The sequence below is a fragment of the Streptomyces sp. TRM64462 genome (assembly GCF_013362995.1).
Taxonomy (GTDB): domain Bacteria; phylum Actinomycetota; class Actinomycetes; order Streptomycetales; family Streptomycetaceae; genus Streptomyces.
Map to the genome: position 1 here is coordinate 1 of NZ_JABWDV010000420.1, position 18,143 is coordinate 18,143.

At 72.5% G+C, this 18,143-nt stretch carries 19 protein-coding genes; 7 read left to right on the forward strand and 12 right to left on the reverse strand.

Going from position 1 to position 18,143, the window contains the following annotated elements; genetic code table 11:
• Nucleotides 1-845: zf-HC2 domain-containing protein (locus HTZ82_RS26190; RefSeq protein ID WP_175411846.1), on the reverse strand; the 845-nt coding region annotated here is incomplete at its 3' end.
• Nucleotides 842-1,624: an RNA polymerase sigma factor SigE gene (gene sigE, locus HTZ82_RS26195; protein ID WP_175411847.1), complete on the reverse strand. Its 783-nt coding sequence runs from the start codon at nt 1,622-1,624 to the stop codon at nt 842-844. The genes sigE and HTZ82_RS26190, both read right to left, overlap by 4 nt.
• A gap of 118 nt (nt 1,625-1,742) precedes the next feature.
• On the opposite strand from sigE, the gene HTZ82_RS26200 reads away from it, so the two are divergent.
• On the forward strand, nt 1,743-2,444 hold the full coding sequence (locus HTZ82_RS26200; protein WP_309235695.1) for an O-methyltransferase: 702 nt from the start codon (nt 1,743-1,745) through the stop codon (nt 2,442-2,444).
• Between the two features lie 152 nt (nt 2,445-2,596).
• Here the strand turns inward: HTZ82_RS26200 and HTZ82_RS26205 are convergent, their stop codons facing one another.
• On the reverse strand, nt 2,597-2,764 hold the full coding sequence (locus tag HTZ82_RS26205; RefSeq protein ID WP_009997451.1) for a DUF3117 domain-containing protein: 168 nt from the start codon (nt 2,762-2,764) through the stop codon (nt 2,597-2,599).
• 330 nt (nt 2,765-3,094) lie between these two features.
• On the opposite strand from HTZ82_RS26205, the gene HTZ82_RS26210 reads away from it, so the two are divergent.
• The gene (locus HTZ82_RS26210) at nt 3,095-3,877 is read left to right on the forward strand and encodes an enoyl-CoA hydratase/isomerase family protein (RefSeq protein ID WP_175411848.1); all 783 of its coding nucleotides are present in this window, start codon (nt 3,095-3,097) and stop codon (nt 3,875-3,877) included.
• A 116-nt stretch (nt 3,878-3,993) separates the two neighbouring features.
• Here HTZ82_RS26210 and HTZ82_RS26215 read toward each other — a convergent pair whose 3' ends face one another.
• Nucleotides 3,994-4,578: a DNA-3-methyladenine glycosylase I gene (locus HTZ82_RS26215; protein ID WP_175411849.1), complete on the reverse strand. Its 585-nt coding sequence runs from the start codon at nt 4,576-4,578 to the stop codon at nt 3,994-3,996.
• A complete protein-coding gene (locus HTZ82_RS26220) occupies nt 4,575-5,021 on the reverse strand; it encodes a DivIVA domain-containing protein (protein WP_175411850.1) in 447 nt (148 codons plus the stop codon). The genes HTZ82_RS26215 and HTZ82_RS26220 overlap by 4 nt, the downstream gene beginning before the upstream one ends.
• A 52-nt stretch (nt 5,022-5,073) precedes the next feature.
• On the opposite strand from HTZ82_RS26220, the gene folP reads away from it, so the two are divergent.
• Entirely contained in the window at nt 5,074-5,934 is an 861-nt protein-coding gene (folP, locus tag HTZ82_RS26225) for a dihydropteroate synthase (protein WP_175411851.1), read from the forward strand.
• 279 nt (nt 5,935-6,213) lie between these two features.
• On the opposite strand, the gene HTZ82_RS26230 is transcribed toward folP, so the two are convergent.
• Nucleotides 6,214-6,969 carry a TIGR00730 family Rossman fold protein gene (locus HTZ82_RS26230; RefSeq protein ID WP_175411852.1) on the reverse strand — a complete coding sequence of 252 codons (756 nt, stop codon included), beginning with the start codon at nt 6,967-6,969 and terminating at the stop codon, nt 6,214-6,216.
• Between the two features lie 94 nt (nt 6,970-7,063).
• A complete protein-coding gene (gene dapE, locus HTZ82_RS26235) occupies nt 7,064-8,224 on the reverse strand; it encodes a succinyl-diaminopimelate desuccinylase (RefSeq protein WP_175411853.1) in 1,161 nt (386 codons plus the stop codon).
• Between the two features lie 37 nt (nt 8,225-8,261).
• Here dapE and HTZ82_RS26240 point away from each other — a divergent pair, with 37 nt between their 5' ends.
• Entirely contained in the window at nt 8,262-9,353 is a 1,092-nt protein-coding gene (locus HTZ82_RS26240; RefSeq protein WP_175411854.1) for a hypothetical protein, read from the forward strand.
• A gap of 395 nt (nt 9,354-9,748) precedes the next feature.
• Nucleotides 9,749-10,282 (forward strand): ATP-binding protein, encoded by a 534-nt coding sequence (locus tag HTZ82_RS26245; RefSeq protein ID WP_175411855.1) that lies wholly within the window; start codon nt 9,749-9,751, stop codon nt 10,280-10,282.
• A 269-nt stretch (nt 10,283-10,551) separates the two neighbouring features.
• Here HTZ82_RS26245 and HTZ82_RS26250 read toward each other — a convergent pair whose 3' ends face one another.
• Together HTZ82_RS26250 and fdxA are read right to left on the reverse strand one after the other, a co-directional pair.
• On the reverse strand, nt 10,552-11,646 hold the full coding sequence (locus HTZ82_RS26250) for a bifunctional succinyldiaminopimelate transaminase/glutamate-prephenate aminotransferase (RefSeq protein WP_175411856.1): 1,095 nt from the start codon (nt 11,644-11,646) through the stop codon (nt 10,552-10,554).
• Between the two features lie 108 nt (nt 11,647-11,754).
• Nucleotides 11,755-12,075 (reverse strand): ferredoxin, encoded by a 321-nt coding sequence (gene fdxA / locus HTZ82_RS26255; RefSeq protein WP_010474859.1) that lies wholly within the window; start codon nt 12,073-12,075, stop codon nt 11,755-11,757.
• 115 nt (nt 12,076-12,190) lie between these two features.
• On the opposite strand from fdxA, the gene HTZ82_RS26260 reads away from it, so the two are divergent.
• Together HTZ82_RS26260 and HTZ82_RS26265 are read left to right on the forward strand one after the other, a co-directional pair.
• On the forward strand, nt 12,191-13,195 hold the full coding sequence (locus tag HTZ82_RS26260) for a GNAT family N-acetyltransferase (protein ID WP_175411857.1): 1,005 nt from the start codon (nt 12,191-12,193) through the stop codon (nt 13,193-13,195).
• 27 nt (nt 13,196-13,222) lie between these two features.
• Nucleotides 13,223-14,041, forward strand: a complete 819-nt coding sequence (locus tag HTZ82_RS26265) for a transglutaminase-like domain-containing protein (RefSeq protein ID WP_175411892.1) — start codon at nt 13,223-13,225, stop codon at nt 14,039-14,041.
• Here the strand turns inward: HTZ82_RS26265 and HTZ82_RS26270 are convergent.
• From HTZ82_RS26270 to HTZ82_RS26280, 3 genes are all read right to left on the reverse strand, one after another.
• Nucleotides 14,038-16,308 carry an immunoglobulin-like domain-containing protein gene (locus HTZ82_RS26270; RefSeq protein WP_175411858.1) on the reverse strand — a complete coding sequence of 757 codons (2,271 nt, stop codon included), beginning with the start codon at nt 16,306-16,308 and terminating at the stop codon, nt 14,038-14,040. The two genes, HTZ82_RS26265 and HTZ82_RS26270, sit on opposite strands and share 4 nt — an antisense overlap.
• A gap of 137 nt (nt 16,309-16,445) precedes the next feature.
• Entirely contained in the window at nt 16,446-17,213 is a 768-nt protein-coding gene (locus tag HTZ82_RS26275; RefSeq protein ID WP_175411893.1) for an NPP1 family protein, read from the reverse strand.
• A gap of 137 nt (nt 17,214-17,350) precedes the next feature.
• Entirely contained in the window at nt 17,351-18,121 is a 771-nt protein-coding gene (locus HTZ82_RS26280) for a class I SAM-dependent methyltransferase (RefSeq protein ID WP_175411859.1), read from the reverse strand.
• Nucleotides 18,122-18,143 lie beyond the last annotated feature (22 nt).

Genomic DNA, 18,143 nt, shown 5'->3' on the forward strand with positions numbered 1-18,143 from the left:
GGCCGCACCTGGCGGGAGGACGCGGGCAGCGTGATGCCGGGGCGTTCCGCCGCCCGGCCCGCGCCGGCCGGGTTCGTCCCCGTGTTCGTGGCCGTACGCGCGCTCGGGCCCGCGTTCGTGCCGGTCGTGCCGGTCGCCGTGCCTCCGCCTCGGCGGCGGCTGTTGTCCGTACCGGCCGCCGATGCCGACTGGCCGCCCGCCGGTGAGCGCAGCGGCGTGACGCTGTTGCCGGAGCCGTCGCCCCGGGCGTCGACGACCGTCGCCGCCGGCAGCGCGCCGCCCAGGGCGATCGCCGCGAACGACACCGCGCTGGCCGCGGCGAACGCGAATCTCCGGCCGCGCCACGGCGACCGCTCGGCCTCCGCGCGGCCCACCTCGTGGATGCGGAACCCCGACCCCGTACGGCCGCCGCCCGGTGGCACGTAACCGAAGCCGCCTTCGGGTCTCACGCCGAAGACGCCGGCGGCGAACCGCTCCTGCCCGACGGCGGTGCCGCCGGGTCCTGGCCCGGTGCCGGGCCGGGGTCCGATGCCGGGCTCTCCGGGACCGAGTGCACCGGCGCCGAAGAGCCCGCCGGGGCCTCCCGGGCCGTCGCCGTCCGTTCCGTCGCCCCCGGGCAACCCCTGGAGGCGGGCGAGCAGCCCCGCGGGCGGGGGCGGCGGCGGGGACTCGGCGAAGAAGCTCTTCACGCGGCGCTGGGCGTCGGCCTCGGCCTTGCAGCGGGCGCAGGTCGCCAGATGGGCGAGGACCCGCTCGCGCGCGTCGTGACCCAGCTCGCCGTCCACGAGGGCGGCGAGCCGGTCCCCCAGATGGTGTTCCGCGGGGGTCGGACGTGTGCCACTCACGCGGCTCCGCCCTCCCCGCCCACGGCGACGAACGTGCGCTGATCAGCGACGACGCGCTGCTCGGCCCGCGCCTCGGGCGAACGGTGCTTGAGGGCCTTGCGCAGATGGGAGCGGCCGCGGTGGATGCGGCTGCGGACCGTGCCGAGCTTCACGCCGAGCGTCGCGGCGATCTCCTCGTACGACAGCCCCTCGATGTCGCACAGCACCACGGCGGCGCGGAACTCCGGGGCCAGCGTGTCCAGGGCCTGCTGGACGTCCGCGTCGAAGTGCGTGTCGTGGAAGACCTGCTGGGGCGACGGCTCACGGCTGGGCAGCCGCTCCGCGGCGTCCTCGCCGAGCGCGTCGAACCGGATGCGCTGCTTGCGGCGCACCATGTCCAGGAACAGGTTCGTGGTGATGCGGTGCAGCCAGCCCTCGAACGTGCCGGGCGTGTACGTGGACAGCGAGCGGAAGACGCGGACGAAGACCTCCTGCGTGAGGTCCTCGGCGTCGTGCTGGTTTCCCGTCAGGCGGTAGGCGAGGCGGTAGACGCGGCCACTGTGCGTGCTGACGATCTCCTCCCAGGTGGGAGGAGCCCACGCCTGCGATTCCGCATCCGATGCGAAGGTCGCCGTGGTGGCTGCGGTCTCGGTGTGGGTACGGTCAGCGGTGTCGGTCACGGATTTCGGCTCACCCGCCGACCTGAGAAAGCGCCGAAGCCTCAGCGCTCCTCCCCGATCCACAGGCGCAGCCGCACCTCCCCTGTCGGCTCTGGTGGTGTCCAGTGGAGCCCCTACCATAGCCACCTCGCCCGTTAGCTCCGGATAAGAATCTTTACGTTCATTTGGGACCGACTTCGGGTCTTGATCCACCTAGCCGCCCAAGTGGTCCCTTCACCTCTTCCCAACGCTCGGTCCCATCTGCGGGTTCCCGCCCCCGAGCGGCTACAGTCACGGTTGCCGACTAGGGGAACAGGAGAGGGTCATTACCGCCAACCGGCAGACGAGCTGGGCGTTCGCCGACGCCTTTGTCGCCGAGGACGAAGCGCTGCGCTGGGCCCGCGACCGGGCCCGTGAGGCAGGGCTGCCCTCGGTGTCCCCGGGCACCGGCGCCGCGCTGCGGCTGCTCGCTGCCACGGCGGACGCCAAGGCCGTGGCGGAGATCGGCACCGGAACCGGGGTGTCCGGCATCTACCTGCTCCTGGGCATGCGCCCGGACGGCGTGCTGACCACCGTGGACCCCGAGCCCGACCGGCAGCAGTTCGCCCGGCAGGCGTTCCGCGCGGCCGGCTTCGCGGGGAACAGGGCGCGGTTCATCCCCGGCCGTGCCCTGGACGTGCTCCCGCGCCTCGCGGACGGCGGTTACGACGTGGTCTTCTGCGACGGCGACCGCACGGAGTACCCCGAGTACCTCGCTGAATCGTTGCGCCTCCTGCGCCCCGGGGGGCTGGTGTGCTTCGAGGGGGTCTTCGCGGACGGCCGTACGGTCGACTCGGCGGCCCAGCCGGACGAGGTGCTGACCCTGCGCGAACTGCTGCGCACCGTGCGCGAGGCGGAGGAGCTGGTGCCGTCGCTGCTGCCGGTGGGCGACGGGCTGCTCTGCGCCGTACGCCGCGGCTGAGCCGTACGGCCGCCGCGAGGCCGCGTCCGGCGGATCATGCCTGCGCGACACCCACGCGGCGCCCGCTGCGCAGCGCCCCGCGCAACGCGGTCGCCCCGGCGCGGTGGAGTGCACCACGCCGGGGCGACCGGGGAAAACATGAGTGTCGGTCGTCAGCCGACAACCTTCTTCAGCGCGTCTCCGAGGGCCTCGGCCTCATCCGGGGTCAGCTCGACGACGAGCCGACCGCCGCCTTCGAGCGGAACGCGCATGACGATGCCCCGCCCCTCCTTGGTCACCTCGAGCGGGCCGTCGCCCGTCCGCGGCTTCATGGCCGCCATGCTCGTTCCCCTTCCTGAAACCAGCTCATCGATCAGCCGATGGCCCTGCCTGTGGAAGGGCACGTACCGGCATCGAACACATTGCTTCCAGGTCATTATCCCGCATGGCGACACCGGATGACCAACATCGGGCCGCATCGCTTCCGCAACGCGATCGCGCAAAACGGCCCAATTCGGGGATCGGCCTGCGATACTTCGCCGCCGCAGGCCCTGGCCCGCCGTGCCATTGTTTGACGCAGGTCACATGCCCGAGCCGGATGATCTCCGCCATGCTGGGGCGGAAACCGGTGCGGAACACCCCCGCCGGAGCCGCGACGAAGGGGACCTGCCATGGCCGACACGGTGCTGTACGAGGTGAGCGACGGGCTCGCGACCGTCACGATCAACCGGCCCGACGCCATGAACGCGATGAACACCGAGGCGAAGGTGGCTCTGCGGGACGCCCTGGAGACGGCCGGCGCCGACGCGGGCGTGCGCGCGGTGCTGCTGACCGCCACGGGGCGGGCGTTCTGCGTGGGCCAGGACCTCAAGGAGCACGTGGAGAACCTGGGCGGTGACGAGCCCATGCGTACCGTCCGTGAGCACTACAACCCCATCGTGCGGGCCATCACCGGGATGCCGAAGCCCGTGGTGGCCGGGGTGAACGGGGTCGCGGCGGGCGCCGGCTTCGGGTTCGCGCTGGCCGCGGACTACCGGGTGGTGGCGGACACCGCGTCGTTCACGACCGCGTTCGCCGGGGTGGCGCTCAGCGCCGACTCGGGCATGTCGTGGACGCTGCCGCGCCTCGTGGGGGCGAGCCGGGCGGCGGACCTGCTGTACTTCCCGCGGTCGGTGTCGGCGCAGGAGGCGTACGAGCTGGGCCTGGTCAACAAGCTCGTCCCGGCGGCGCAACTGGCCGAGGAGGCCGCCGGTGTCGCGCGGGCGATGGCGGCGGGGCCGACGGTGGCGTACGCGTCGATCAAGGAGTCGATGGCGTACGGGGCGGGGCGCGGACTGGGCGAGGCGCTGGAGAAGGAGGACGAGATGCAGACGCGGGCGGGGGAGTCCGAGGATCACCGGATCGCGGTGGAGGCGTTTCTGGCGAAGGCGAAGCCGCGGTACGTGGGGCGGTAGCTGTTCGGGGGCTGGGGTGGGTGGGACGCTGCACGCTGGTGGGTCCGCTGTGCCCACCCGTTCCGCCCCAGGCGGAACGCATGCCCACAGCGGACGCGGCCGGTCGGGCGCAGTGGTCAGGGGCGGGCGGTGCAGTCTTTGAGGTGGTCGTTCACCAGGCCGCAGGCTTGCATCAGGGCGTAGGCCGTGGTGGGGCCTATGAACCGGAGGCCGCGCTTCTTCAGGGCCTTCGACAGGGCCGTGGACTCGGGTGTGACCGCCGGGACGTCCGCGAGGGTTCGGGGGGCCGGGCGGGTGGTGGGGTCCGGGGCGTGGGACCAGATCAGGGCGTCCAGGTCGCCGGGCGACCAGTCGGCCAGTACGCGCGCGTTGGCGAGCGTCGCGTCGATCTTGGCTCGGTTGCGGATGATGCCCTCGTCCGCGAGGAGGCGCTCGCGGTCCGCTTCCGTGTAGCGCGCCACCGCCGTGATTGTGAAGTCGGCGAAGGCGCGGCGGAAGCCCTCCCTGCGGCGCAGGATCGTGATCCACGAAAGGCCGGACTGGAAGGCCTCCAGGGCGAGGCGTTCGAAGAGCGCGTCGTCGCCGTGGACCGGCCGGCCCCACTCCTCGTCGTGGTACGGCAGGTAGTCCGGCGTGGATACGCCCCAGGGGCAGCGCAGGGCGCCGTCCGGGCCCGGTACGGCTCCGCCCGGCGTGGTCATCGGGGCTCGTCCCAGTCGTTCCTGCCCTCGTCGCGCGGCGGCTGCTCCGGGCGCTTCTCGAAGAGGTCCGTGCCGCCCACCGCCGTCGCCTGCGCCCCGGCCAGGGCGGCCTCCAGTTCCGCGATGCGGGCGTCGCGCTCCGCGAGTTCGGCGGCCAGCCGGTCGAGTACGTCGTCGACGTCGACCATGCGGTAGCCGCGGGGCGCCATCGGGATCCGCAGCGACTCCAGGTCGGCGCGGGTCACCGGGCGGGACGTCGGCAGCGGGTCCACCAGGTGTTCCGGCGCCGCATCGGGCAGCACCTCGTTCTCGCCGCCGCCGATCACCGCGAGGGTCACCGCCGCCACCACGACGACCATCGCCACAGCCAAGAACCAGAACACAGCGCGCCTCTCAGGGACCGGAAACATGGAGCGTAAAACGTCCGGTGCCGATCGTGCCATGTGGCCGCGACGGTTAGGGTCGCAGGGACGTCACGCGAGGAGGACATTCGGGATGCTGCGCCTGGGACGACGCGAATTCGACCGGCACGAGCCGGTGATCATGGCGATCGTGAACCGGACCCCGGACTCCTTCTACGACCAGGGCGCCACGTTCCGCGACGAGCCCGCCCTCGCGCGCGTGGAGCAGGCGGTGGCCGAGGGCGCCGCGATCGTCGACATCGGCGGGGTCAAGGCCGGGCCCGGCGAGGAGGTCACCGCCGAGGAGGAGGCGCGGCGGACGGTGGGGTTCGTCGCGGAGGTGCGGCGGCGGCACCCGGACGTGGTGATCAGCGTCGACACCTGGCGGCACGAGGTCGGTGAGGCCGTGTGCGAGGCGGGCGCGGACCTGCTGAACGACGCGTGGGGCGGCGTCGACCCGAAGCTCGCGGAGGTCGCGGCGCGGTACGGGGCTGGCCTTGTGTGTACGCACGCGGGCGGGGCGGAGCCTCGTACGCGGCCGCATCGGGTCACGTACGAGGACGTGATGGCGGACATCCTGCGCGTGACGGTGGGTCTCGCGGAGCGGGCGGTGGCGCTGGGGGTGCCGCGGGAGTCGGTGCTGATCGATCCGGGGCACGACTTCGGGAAGAACACGCGGCATTCGCTGGAGGCGACGCGGCGGTTGGGGGAGATGGTGGGGACGGGGTGGCCGGTGCTGGTGTCGTTGTCCAACAAGGACTTCGTGGGGGAGACGCTTGACCGGCCGGTGAAGGAGCGGGTCGTGGGGACCCTGGCCACCACCGCGGTGTCGGCGTGGTTGGGGGCGCAGGTGTACCGGGTGCATGAGGTCGCGGAGACGCGGCAGGTGGTGGACATGGTGGCGTCCATCGCGGGCCACCGCCCGCCGGCGGTCGCCCGCCGGGGCCTGGCGTAGGGCGCGCCGTTGTCGCTGAGGCGCGACTGCAGCCGCCGCTGCGGGCAGGCGTTCCGCAGGGCGATGGGGGTCCCCCCTGCTCGAGCGAAGCCGAGAGCTTGGGGGAGGGTGGGCACAGCGGACCCACCAGCGTGCAGCGACCCGACGGCCCCAGCCCCACGACGGCCCGGTGGGGGCTGAGCTTGCGGGGCGGGCTCCCGCATGGGGTCCCGTTGTGCCCACCCGTCCGGCCCTGCGGGACGCCTGCCCACAACGGGAGGCCCTTGTCGCGGCCAGCGCCTAGCGGCCGGCTTCCTTGCTGACCAGGGCTACAGCCTCCTCCACGTCGTCCGTGACGTGGAAGAGCATCAGGTCGCGTTCCGCGGCCTTGCCCTGGGCGATCACTGTGTCGCGGAGCCAGTCCACCAGGCCCGACCAGTAGGCCGTGCCGAAGAGGACGATGGGGAAGCGGGTGACCTTGCGGGTCTGGACGAGGGTGAGCGCCTCGAAGAGTTCGTCCAGGGTGCCGAGGCCGCCCGGGAGGACCACGAAGCCCTGGGCGTACTTCACGAACATCGTCTTCCGCACGAAGAAGTAGCGGAAGTTGATGCCGATGTCGACGTGCGGGTTCAGGCCCTGCTCGAAGGGCAGCTCGATGCCCAGCCCGACCGAGATGCCCTTCGCCTCGCGCGCGCCCTTGTTCGCGGCCTCCATCGCGCCCGGGCCGCCGCCCGTGATGACCGCGAAACCGGCCTCCACCAGGGCCTTGCCGAGTTGGACGCCCGCCTCGTACTCCGGCGTGCCGGCCGGTGTGCGGGCCGAGCCGAATACGCTGATCGCGCTGGGCAGTTCCGCGAGGGCGCCGAAGCCCTCGACGAACTCGGACTGAATGCGCATGACCCGCCACGGGTCGGTGTGGACCCAGTCCGAGTCGCCGGCGGTGTCCAGGAGGCGCTGGTCCGTCGTGCCGGGCTGGACCTGTTCCCTGCGGCGGAGCACCGGGCCCAGCCGCTGCTCCGCCAGTGCTCGCAGTCCCTCGGCCTCGGGGTTCCCCATGATCTGCTCCCTCCGCTGAACATCGTTTGCTGGGGTCAGCGTAGGGCGGGGAAGGTGACCGGTGGCGAAATTACGGTGGTCGGACCGGGATCGGTCAGGCGGTGAGCCAGTCGTACAGGCGGCGCTCGCAGTGCGTGATCCGGTCGACGGCCACGTGCTCGTCGCGCTTGTGCGCGAAGATCGGGTTGCCGGGGCCGTAGTTGACCGCGGGCACACCGAGGGCGCTGAAGCGGGACACGTCGGTCCAGCCGAACTTGGGCTGGGCTGTGCCGCCGACCGCCTCCATGAACGCCGCGGCGGCCGGGTGCGAGAGGCCGGGCAGGGCGCCGCCGGTGTGGTCGTCGACCACGAACTCGTCCACGCCGCAGTCGGCGAAGACCTCCCGTACGTGCTTCTCGGCCTCCTCCATGGTGCGGTCGGGGGCGTAGCGGAAGTTGACGACGACGGTGCAGTCGTCGGGGATGACGTTGGTGGCGACGCCGCCCTGGATGCCGACCGCGTTGAGGCCCTCGTGGTACTCCAGGCCGTCGATCACCGGGCGGCGCGGCTCGTACGAGGCGAGGCGGGCGAGGACCGGGGCCGCGGCGTGGATGGCGTTGGAGCCCATCCAGGAGCGGGCGGAGTGGGCACGCTCGCCGGACATCTTGAGGTGGACGCGCAGGGTGCCCTGGCAGCCGCCCTCGACCTGGCCGTCCGACGGCTCCAGGAGCACGGCGAAGTCGCCTTCGAGCCACGCAGGGTGGTTGGCGGCCACATGCCCGAGGCCGTTGAGGTGTCCGGCGACCTCTTCGTTGTCGTAGAACACGAAGGTGAGGTCGCGGTTGGGCGCCGGGACCGTGGCGGCGATACGGAGCTGGACGGCGACGCCGGACTTCATGTCGGAGGTGCCGCAGCCCCACAGGATGCCGTTCTCGTCGAGGCGGGACGGCACGTTGTCGGCGATGGGCACGGTGTCGATGTGCCCGGCCAGGACGACCCGCTCGGCGCGGCCGAGCCGTGTGCGGGCGACGACGTTGTTGCCGTACCGGTCGACGGTGAGGTGCGGGAGGGTCCGCAGGGCCTGCTCGATCGCGTCGGCCAGGGGCTTCTCGGTGCCGCTGACGGACGGGAAGTCGACCAGCGCGGCCGTCAGCGCGGGGCCGTCCTGCGTGAGGTCGAGCGCCGCGTACGGGGCCGCGTGCGGGGCGGTCTGCGGGGCGGTCCGCGAGGTGTCCGGGGTCGCGTCGGGGGTGGCGTCGGTCGTGGCGTCAGGCATGTGCCGAGCCTATCCCGGCCCCTTGTACGGTGGGCCCGTGTCCAAGTCCGACGCTTCGAACGCCAGATCCCCCCGCTCGCCGCGCCGTTACGCCCGTCGTGTCCGGGTCGCGGCCGGATTCGCCGTTCTGCTGTCCGTCGTCGGATATGTGGCGGTCCGGTACGAGACGGGTGGCCGGGGTGCGCCGGGGTGCACGGTGGGCAGCGGCGGCCACACGTACCACCTCACGCCGGAGCAGGCGGGGAACGCGGCGACGATCTCCGCGGTCGGCACGTCCAAGGGCATGCCGGAGCGGGCGGTGACGATCGCGCTGGCGACCGCCCTGCAGGAGTCTGCGCTGCGCAACATCGAGTACGGCGACCGGGATTCGCTGGGCCTGTTCCAGCAGCGCCCGTCGCAGGGGTGGGGTACGGAGCGGCAGATCATGGACCCCGTGTACTCGGCGGGCGCGTTCTACGACCACCTCGCGAAGGTGCCGGGGTACTCGCGGCTGCCGCTCACCGTGGCCGCGCAGCGCGTGCAGCGGAGCGGGTTCCCGCAGGCGTACGCGAAGCACGAGCCGGACGCGGCGCTGCTGGCCGCCGCGCTGACCGGGCGGGCGCCGGCGTCCCTGACGTGCACGACCCTGCTGGGCTCGAAGACCGGGGACGTGACGCAGGTGCGGAAGGCCCTGGCGCGCTCGTTCGGCACGGGCGTCCTGGGCGCGGACGGCGCCGAGGGTACGGATGGTACGGACGGGGCCGTGGAGGACGGCAAGGGCTCGGCCGGCGGCGGCAGCGGTACGGGCGGTACAGGCGGTACCGGCGGTACGGAGAGCGGCTCACCCGCCCCGGACGGCTCGTCCGCCCCCCGCGCCGCCGACGTCGTCACCGTCCCGGTCCCCGCGCCGGTCGGTTCGTCGGGCCCCGAGGGCGCGGTGGGCGACACGGACGACGACGGGCGCGGTTCGCGGCGCGGCTGGGAGGTCGCGCAGTGGGCGGTGGCCCAGGCGGAGACGCTGCGGCTCACGGAGGTCGCGTACGCGGGGCGGGTATGGAGCGCCAGGCTGCCGGCGCTGGGCTGGCGCGAGGTGCCGTCCGGCGAGGAGCCGGCGGGCACCACGGACGTCGTCATCCGCGTCGCGCGCTAGGTCGCGTCCGCCGGCGGCGCGCACACCATCACCGCATCGTAGTCGACTCTGATCACAGAGTAATCACGGCGCACTCGCACACCATTCGCGCATCCGTACCGGAATTCACCGATCCGAGGCACGTCACCCCCGCCCGGCACCCCTTGGACCGACCAGGTCCAGCCACTCCCCCGCATCGCCCGTTTCCCTTGCGACGGCGGCGGAGTGACGGTTCTTCACGACTCCGGAAAGCCGTTTGTTTGCCCGGATTTGGGTGGAGCGGATCATGGGTCGCATTGCCAACTCTTTACCTCGGCTCACCGCAACCTTCCCCGCCCTCCGACCGGTTGTCACAGCGTCCGATCGTCGGACAGGCATCACAGCCCACACGATCTCTTCCCCGTCGAAGGAGCATCATGACCCTCCCCCTGACCCGCCGGATCGCCAGTGCCGCGCTGCTGACCGCAGCGGGAGCGGCCTCCGTGGTCGGTGCGGCCGGCTCCGCGAGCGCCGTGGACCTTCCCCAGAACACCGACCTGGCCGGTGGCCTGAGCGCCCTCGACACGGGCGCGGTGACCGACAAGGTCGGCGGCGCCGCGGAGACCGCCACCGACGCGGTGGGTGACGCGGGCAGCACGGCGGCCAAGAAGACCGTCCCGTCGGCGGCCAAGACCGCCGACAAGACCGCCAAGAAGACGACGCCGGTCGCGAAGAAGGCCGCGCACGACGTCACCAGGAGCGGCGGCGAGGTCGTCGGCGACGCGGCCGGTGCCGCCCAGGACACGGCGGGCGACACGGCCCAGGGCGGACTGCCGGGCGGCGACCTCGCGGGCGGCCTGCCGGGCGGCGGGCTCCCGGGTGGCGGCCTCGCGGGCGGCCTCCCCGGCGGCGGCCTCGGTGGCGGCCTGCCGGGCGGCGGCCTGATCGGCGGCATGCCGATCGGCGGCTGACGAGCAGCAGCACAGCGGAAGGGCCCGGGGAGCACCACTCCCCGGGCCCTTCCGCGTGCGTGCCGCCGCGGGCGGCGTGCTAGGTCGTGTCCGGCGGATCATGCCTGGGCCGCGTGGTCTGGCACGCACTCCCCCAAGCTCTCGGCTTCGCTCGAGCAGGGGAGACCCCAACCACTCCCTCCTCCGCCTTGCAGCCGCACGCACCAGACCCCGCTCACCAACCGCCGAGGCGAGGCCCCGCGATGCCGCCATGATCCGCCGGACACTCCCTAGCCCAGGCGCTTCGCCGCCGCCGCGACCCGCTCGTCCGTCGCCGTGAACGCGACCCGTACGAACCGCTCCCCCGCCGTCCCGTAGAAGTCGCCGGGCGCCACCAGGACGCCCAGCTCCGCCAGGTACCCGACCGTGTCCCAGCAGGGCTCGTCGCGCGTGGCCCACAGGTAGAGGCTGGCCTCGCTGTGCTCGATGCGGAAGCCGTGCGCCACCAGGGCGGCCCGCAGCCGCGCTCGCCGCGCCGCGTACCGCTCGCGCTGCTCCCGCACATGCGCGTCGTCGCCCAGCGCGGCGACCGTCGCGGCCTGCACGGGCGCGGGCGTCATCATGCCGCCGTGCTTGCGGATCTGGAGCAGCTCGCCGAGCACGGCCGCGTCGCCCGCGAGGAACGCGGCGCGGTAGCCGGCCAGGTTGGAGCGCTTGGACAGGGAGTGGACGGCGACGATCCCCTCGTACGAGCCGCCGCACACGTCCGGGTGCAGTACGGAGACGGGGTCGGCCTCCCAGCCGAGCTCCAGGTAGCACTCGTCGCTGAAGACCAGCACGCCGTGCTCGCGCGCCCAGGCGACGGTCCGGGTCAGCTCGTCCTTCGCGAGGACCTTGCCGGTCGGGTTGGACGGCGAGTTCAGCCACAGCAGCTTCAGCCCGGCCGGGTCCAGCTCCGTCGGGTCGTCGTAGACGACGGGCGTGGCCTGGGCGAGGCGGGCGCCGACCTCGTACGTCGGGTAGGCGAGGCGCGGGTAGGCGACCTTGTCGCCGGGGCCGAGGCCGAGCTGCGTCGGCAGCCAGGCCACCAGCTCCTTGGAGCCGACCACCGGCAGGACGTTGGTGTGCGCGACACCCCGCGCGCCGAGCCGCCGCTCGCACCAGCCGGTGAGCGCGTCGCGCAGCGCGGCCGTGCCCCAGACCGTGGGGTAGCCGGGCGAGTCCGCCGCGTCGACGAGGGCCCGCCGGATCAGCTCGGGGACCGGGTCCACCGGGGTGCCGACCGACAGGTCGACGATGCCGTCGGGGTGTGCGGCGGCCGTCTTCTTGTACGGCTCCAGCTTGTCCCAGGGGAAGACGGGGAGACGGGACGAGACTCCGGACACGGTGCGGTGCTCACTTTCTCGTGCGTGCCGCGGGCTGCGGCAGAAACGCGGCGGTCCCGTACAGCGGAAGAACCGTACGGGACCGACGACAACAGATAAGCGATCAGATCAGCCGTTCTGCGGCGGCAGGGCGGCGATGAAGGGGTGGTCGCGCTCGATCAGACCGAGCTTGGAGGCACCACCGGGCGAGCCGAGCTCGTCGAAGAACTCGACGTTCGCCTTGTAGTAGTCCTTCCACTCCTCCGGAGTGTCGTCCTCATAGAAGATCGCCTCGACCGGGCAGACCGGTTCGCAGGCCCCGCAGTCGACGCATTCGTCCGGGTGGATGTACAAGGACCGCTGGCCCTCGTAGATGCAGTCGACGGGGCACTCCTCGATGCACGCCTTGTCCTTCACGTCGACACAAGGCTGCGCGATGACGTAGGTCACGCTGTCGTTCCTCCTTGGTAGGGCTGTGCTCTGCGCGGGAGCGCGGCGTCGTCGATGCCCGCACCTAGTATCTCCGTTCTTGGAGACGATCCGAACAGGAGGGGCGGACAGAGCTGTGGAGTTCACTGCTGGCGGACGCCTGGAGGTCCAGATCACCCCGTCTGACGTGGGGAAACGCGTATCTGTCCGCCGGGTGGGCGACCCCGGCTCCGGCGCGGGGTCGTTCACGGACACGGTCGGCGTTCTCACATCATGGGACAAGGGTGTGCTGCTGATCACACGAAGGACCGGTGAGACCGTCCGTATCGCGGAATCGTCGCTGGTCGCGGGCAAGGTCGTGCCGTCCGCGCCGGCGCGCCGGCGGGGTCCGGCGGCGGGGTTCGATGAGCTGGCGCGGGTCCAGGCGCGGGCGTGGCAGCCGCTGGAGAGCGAACCACTCGGAGAGTGGACACTGCGCGCGGCGCGCGGGTTCACCCGGCGGGCGAACTCGGTGCTCGCCGTCGGCGACCCGGGTCTGCCGCTGGACGACGCGCTCGCCCGGGTCCGCGCCTGGTACGGGGCCCGGGGCCTGCCCGCGTACGTCCAGGCGTCGACCGGGGCCGAGGGCACGCAGGAGCGGCTGTGCGCGGCGCTGGAGCAGCGCGGGTGGGTGCGCGAGGTGACGACGGAGGTACGGATCGCGGGGCTCGCGCCGGTCGCGGACCAGGCGGTGGGGGCCGACGACCTGGCGTCCGTGACGCTGGCCCGGGTGCCGGACGAGGCGTGGCTGCGGCGTTACCAGCGCGTGGGCGAGCCCGGCCCGCATGTGCGCGCGGTACTGACAGCCGGGCCTTCGGTGTGGTTCGCCTCCATAGCGGGCGAGGGGGACGTGCCGGCCGCGATCGGGCGGTGTGTGGTGGACGGACGCTGGGCCGGGTTCATGGCGGTGGAGGTCGACCCGGCGTACCGGCGGCGGGGGCTGGCGAAGGCGGTGATGGTGGCGCTGGCGGCGCGGGCGCTGGAGGAGGGCGCGTCGGCGGCCTGGCTCCAGGTGGAGTCGGACAATGACGCGGCGCGGGCGCTGTACGACGGGATGGGCTTCGCGGTCCATCACCGCTACCACCACTTCCGGGCCGTGTGAGCGGGGGTGAGCGGGTACGTGACGCGTATGCACGAGTGGCGCCGGAGGTTCGCCGACGAGGCCCGCGAGGAACGGCCCGACCTCGCGGAGCTGTGCCTGCTGATCGGCGCGGTGGCGGAGCCGGACCTCGGGCAGGCCGGGATGGACGCGGCCGAGGCCGAGCTGGACCGGCTGGCCGGGCTCCTGCCGTACGGGCCGAAGGACCCGCGCGCGTGGGCAGCCGCGCTGGAGCGGCTGCTCGGCGGGCGGTACGGGTTCCACGGGACGCCCGCGGACTACCGGCGGCTTGAGTCGTCGCTGCTGCACCAGGTGCTGCGGCGGCGCCGGGGGCTGCCGATCATGCTGTCGGTGGTGTGGACGGAGGTCGCGCGGCGGGCGGGGGCGCCGGTGTACGGCGTGGCGCTGCCGGGCCACTTCGTGGTCGGGTTCGGGGAGCCGGACGATCAGGTGCTGGCGGATCCGTTCGACGGGGGCCGGCTGCTGACGGGGGCGGACGCGGAGCTGCTGGTGGCCGGGGCGACCGGGGAGCGGTTGCGGCCGTCGATGCTGCTGCCGGCGGATCCGCTGGAGATCGTGCTACGGGTGCTGAACAACATCCGGGCGTGGGCGGCGGCGCGGCCCGAGCAGTCGGATGTGGCGCTGTGGGCGCTGGACCTGTCGCTGCTGCTGCCTTCGCATCCGGCGCGGTTGCGGTATGAGCGGGCGGAGTTGCTGGTGCGGCGGGGGGAGTTCGTGGTGGGGGCGGCGGAGATGGAGGCTTATGCGGAGGTGGTGGAGGCGGTGGAGCCCGCCGCGGCGGAGGCGGTCCGGGGACGGGCTCGGGCGGCGCGGGCGCGGCTGAACTAACGGCCGGTGGGGGCCGTGATCGCCGGGCCGGTCGCGTACGCGGCGAGCAGCCGGTCGTACTCGGCCTGGGTGACGGGGACGACCGTGCCGTGGCGGGGGCTGGACGGGAGGGCGTAGTTCTCGGACGGCGTCCAGGTGCCCGAGGCCAGGTCGGTGGTCTCGAAGGGGACATAGCCGCGGCCGCCGAACTCGTCGATGAAGAGGTACCACTTGTCCTCGGTGTTGGACTTGAAGACCGTGGGGCCCTCGCCCTGGTTGATCGTGCCCTTGCCGATGCAGTCGGCCACGAAGTCGTACGTCGTGGAGCGCAGGTCCGTGGCCTTCTCGGCGGTGATGAACTTGCTGCACGGGGTGGTGGAGGACGTGTTCCGCTCGTCCTTCGTGAAGCGGTAGTGGGTTCCGTCGTGGCGGATCACGGTCGAGTCGATCACGGAGTAGCCGGGGTCGTTCCACACCTTGGGCTCGCTGAAGGTGTGGAAGTCGCGGGTGGTCGCGTAGAGCATCTTGTTGTACGTGGTGCCCGTGTGGTCCGGGTCGTTCGCGGCGTACAGCTTCGAGGCCCAGAAGACGACGTACGCGCCGATGGTCTCGTCGTAGTACGCCTCCGGGGCCCAGGTGTTGCCGGCCGTGTCCGGGGCGACCCGGACGAGGCGCTGGTCCGTCCAGTTCACGAGGTCCGTGGACTCCCACACCATGATCGACTTGCTGCCGGTGCGCTGCACCTGGTCCCAGCTCCCGCTCGCGCCGCCGTGCATCCGCAGGTCGGTGGCGATCTGGTAGAACTTGTCGCCCTCCGGGGAGCGGACGATGAACGGGTCGCGGAGGCCCTTCGTGCCGAGGTCGCTGGTCAGGACCGGGCGGCCGCCGTTGAGTTCGCGCCAGTGGAGCGGGTCGTTGCCGCGGCTGAGGGCCATGCGGACCTGTTCGCCGTCGGCGGTGCCCTCGCCGGTGAAGTAGGTGAAGGCGTAGCCCGTGTATTTCTGCGGGCGGGGCAGTTCGGGGACCGTCGCGGTGAGGGCGCGGGCGGTACGGGCGGTGCCGCGGGCCACCGTCGCCGTGAGCGTCACCGTCGCGGTGCCCTTGCCGTGGCGGGGGCGGTGGACGATGCCCGTCGGATCGATGACGGCGGGGTCGCTCGACGCCCACGTCACCGTGGTGCCGTACGCGCCTTCGGCGGGGAGGGTCAGGTTGCCGCGTACGTCGTCGACGTTGCGCACGACGAGTTCGCGGGCCGCTTCGGCGGTGGCGCGGGCGTCGTCGTACTCGGCGTGCACGGTGACGGCGAACTGCTTGGTGCGGGACACGGCGGGCGCGGTTCCTCGGCTGACGGTGGCGGTGAGTGTGACGCGCGCGTCGGGCCGGCCGGGGGCGGGGCGCGTGACGCGGCCGGTGGTGGAGACGGTGGCCGGGTCGCTGCTGGCCCACGTGACGGCGGAGCCGCCCGCGGTCGTGGGGAGGGCGAGGTCCGTGGTGACGGCGGTCGTGTCACCGAGGTCCAGGGCGGCCGTGTCGGCGGCGACGCCCCGGGTGTTGGCGGGGACGGCGAGCGCGGCGGTCTCGTCAGGGGTGAGGGCCCGGTCGTAGATCCGGAAGTCGCGGATGCGGCCCTTGAACGGCTTGTCGGCGGCGTACAGGGACTTGCCGATGAGGTTGGCGGTGGTGGTGCCGCCGCCGATGGCGCCGGGCGTGAGCGTGACGTTCGCGTTCCGGGCGACCTCGACCCCGTCCTCGTACAGGACGGCGGTGCCGCCGCTGAGGGTGTAGTCGAGGTGCTTCCAGGTGTCGCGGGGCAGCTTGTAGGAGGTGGAGCGGCGGACGGTCTGCTCGGTGGACCAGTTCCCGGAGGCGAGGGAGGTGCGGTAGTGGTCGCCGGTGGTGAAGAGGTAGCCGTTGCCGTTGCTGCCGCTGGTGTTGCCGAGCCCGTAGAGGAAGTACGGGGTGCCCTGGTCGGGGGCGATGCGCACGTCGAGGGACACGGTGACGGCGTCGAGCCCGGCGAGGACGTTGTCGGGCAGCTCGACATACGTGTCGGTGCCGTTGAACCCGAGCCCCTCGGCGGCCCCGCCCCAGTCGGGTGCGCCGTGGACGGCGCCGTGGCGGGCGTTGCCCGAGGCGTCGGTCGCGGTGGCGCCGGACGCCTCGTCGAGCGCGTACCGCAGCACGAGCCCCTCCTCGGCCCCTTCGGCGGCGGTGGCGACGGGCGGCACCACGAAGGAGCCGAGCAGCAGCCCCGCCAGTGCGGGAACCAGCACCCTCCATGGACGCATGCGCCACCTGCCTCCCTCGACACACCATGTCGCGTGTGACTTTGAGGGATCCTGTGCGAACACGTGTGGATCGTCAATCGTCGTGACAGCGCGAAGGCGGACCGAAAATTTCGCCTGTTCGACGGCTCGGACCAGGGTCAGGCGTAGGGGTCGAAGGGGATGCCGGACGGCTTTGCCTTCTCCAGGTTGCGACCGAAGTTCGCGTCCTTCAGGGGAAAGTTGGCGCGGCCCCAGTCGGCATCGCCCAGCCGGTCGCGGAGCCAGGTGGCCGGGTAGCCGTTCCAGCCGACCAGGTCGACGTACTGCCACGCCTTGTAGTGGTTCTCCGGCTGCTCCCCGGCCTTCGCCAGCCGGAAGGCGTGGGTGCTCACCCCGTCCTTGTGGTAGACGATCTTGGCGTGGGTACCGCTCTCCCACGGAACCCGGCCGGCCGAGTACGTCGTGTAGCCGCCGTGCGCGGAGGTGGACACGTACTTCGCCTGGTCGTCCTGGACCCAGACCACGACGGACTCCCAGTCGTGGCGGTGGCCGCTCTCAATGTGGGCGACGGCCTGGTCCTTCTCGAAGTAGAGCGCGTAGACGATCCCGCACCAGCCGTTGTTGCACTTGGCGCGGGAGTAACCGTTGGCGTTGTCGAGGTCCGACTGGTCGCGACAGCCGCCACTGAGCGATCCAGTCGGCCTCAGGCCGCCGTTGAGGGTGCCGTCGGGGCCGATCGCCGGAGTGGGGTAGCAGCCGTCCGTGTCGTAGTCGTAGACCGGTTCGAACCGCCGCTCCAGCGCGTCGGCGTCGGCGGGCAGCGCCCTGGGCGGGGCGGCGAAGGCGCTGCCCGGCAGGGCGACGACCAGGGCGAGCCCGCCGGCCAGGGCGAGCAAGAAGGTGCGGACGCGCGCGTGCGTCTTCACTGCGGTCTCCTGTGCGGCCGCGGCATGCGGGAACACGACCAGGGAGGTGGCATGCACGCGTCATGCTCCTCGCGCGACGTTGAACCATCAAGAGCCGGAGGTGTGGCGGCGATGAACCGCCGGCCAACGATCCCGCGTCAGGTGGTGGGCTTCCGCGCCTCGAACAGGGTGCGGCTGCTGTGGGCCACGAACGGGCCCTCGGACTCGATCCGTTCGTGCAGCTCCTTCAGCCGGGGCAGGTACTCCGCCACGGAGAAGCCCGGCACCATCCAGATCACCTTCCGCAGGAAGTGGACGACAGCACCGACGTCGAAGAACTCCATCCGCAGCCGCTCGGTCCGCACGTCCACGATCTCCAGACCGGCCGCCTCGGCCTCGGCGCGCTCGGCGTCCGGGTGGCGCGCGCCGCGCACGTCCTCCGGCTGCTCGCCCAGGAAGAACTCCACCAGTTCGAAGACGCTCGCGGGCCCCACGTGCTGCGCGAAGTACGTGCCACCCGGCCGCAGCACCCGCGCGATCTCCTCGAAGTACGGCTTCACGGGGTGACGGCTCACGACGAGGTCGAACGCCTCGTCCGCGAACGGCAGGGGCGGCTCTTCCGGCGCGGCGACCACCACGGTGCCGAGCGGGTGCAGCAGGGCCGTGGCCTTGGCGACGTTGGGCGGCCACGCCTCGGTGGCGACACACAGCGGCGGACGCCGGGGGATGCCCGCGAGCACCTCGCCGCCGCCTGTCTGGATGTCCAGCGCGGCGGAGGCCCGTGCCATGCGCTCTCCCATGGATCGCTGGTACCCCCACGAGGGCCGGGCCTCGGTGGCCCGCCCCTCGAACCACGAGAAGTCCCATCCCTCGGTGGGCGCGGCGGCGGCCTCGGCGACGAGTTCCTCGAATGTGCGCGTTCCGGTCATGCGCCGATCTTCGCACCCCGGC

Coding starts and splice junctions, on each gene's coding strand:
- sigE (WP_175411847.1), bottom strand. CDS start 1,624: ATGGTAGGGGCTCCACTGGACACCACCAGAGCCGACAGGGGAGGTGCG.
- HTZ82_RS26205 (WP_009997451.1), bottom strand. CDS start 2,764: ATGGCGGCCATGAAGCCGCGGACGGGCGACGGCCCGCTCGAGGTGACC.
- HTZ82_RS26210 (WP_175411848.1), top strand. CDS start 3,095: ATGGCCGACACGGTGCTGTACGAGGTGAGCGACGGGCTCGCGACCGTC.
- HTZ82_RS26215 (WP_175411849.1), bottom strand. CDS start 4,578: ATGACCACGCCGGGCGGAGCCGTACCGGGCCCGGACGGCGCCCTGCGC.
- HTZ82_RS26220 (WP_175411850.1), bottom strand. CDS start 5,021: ATGGCACGATCGGCACCGGACGTTTTACGCTCCATGTTTCCGGTCCCT.
- folP (WP_175411851.1), top strand. CDS start 5,074: ATGCTGCGCCTGGGACGACGCGAATTCGACCGGCACGAGCCGGTGATC.
- HTZ82_RS26230 (WP_175411852.1), bottom strand. CDS start 6,969: ATGGGGAACCCCGAGGCCGAGGGACTGCGAGCACTGGCGGAGCAGCGG.
- dapE (WP_175411853.1), bottom strand. CDS start 8,224: ATGCCTGACGCCACGACCGACGCCACCCCCGACGCGACCCCGGACACC.
- HTZ82_RS26245 (WP_175411855.1), top strand. CDS start 9,749: ATGACCCTCCCCCTGACCCGCCGGATCGCCAGTGCCGCGCTGCTGACC.
- HTZ82_RS26265 (WP_175411892.1), top strand. CDS start 13,223: ATGCACGAGTGGCGCCGGAGGTTCGCCGACGAGGCCCGCGAGGAACGG.
- HTZ82_RS26270 (WP_175411858.1), bottom strand. CDS start 16,308: ATGCGTCCATGGAGGGTGCTGGTTCCCGCACTGGCGGGGCTGCTGCTC.
- HTZ82_RS26280 (WP_175411859.1), bottom strand. CDS start 18,121: ATGACCGGAACGCGCACATTCGAGGAACTCGTCGCCGAGGCCGCCGCC.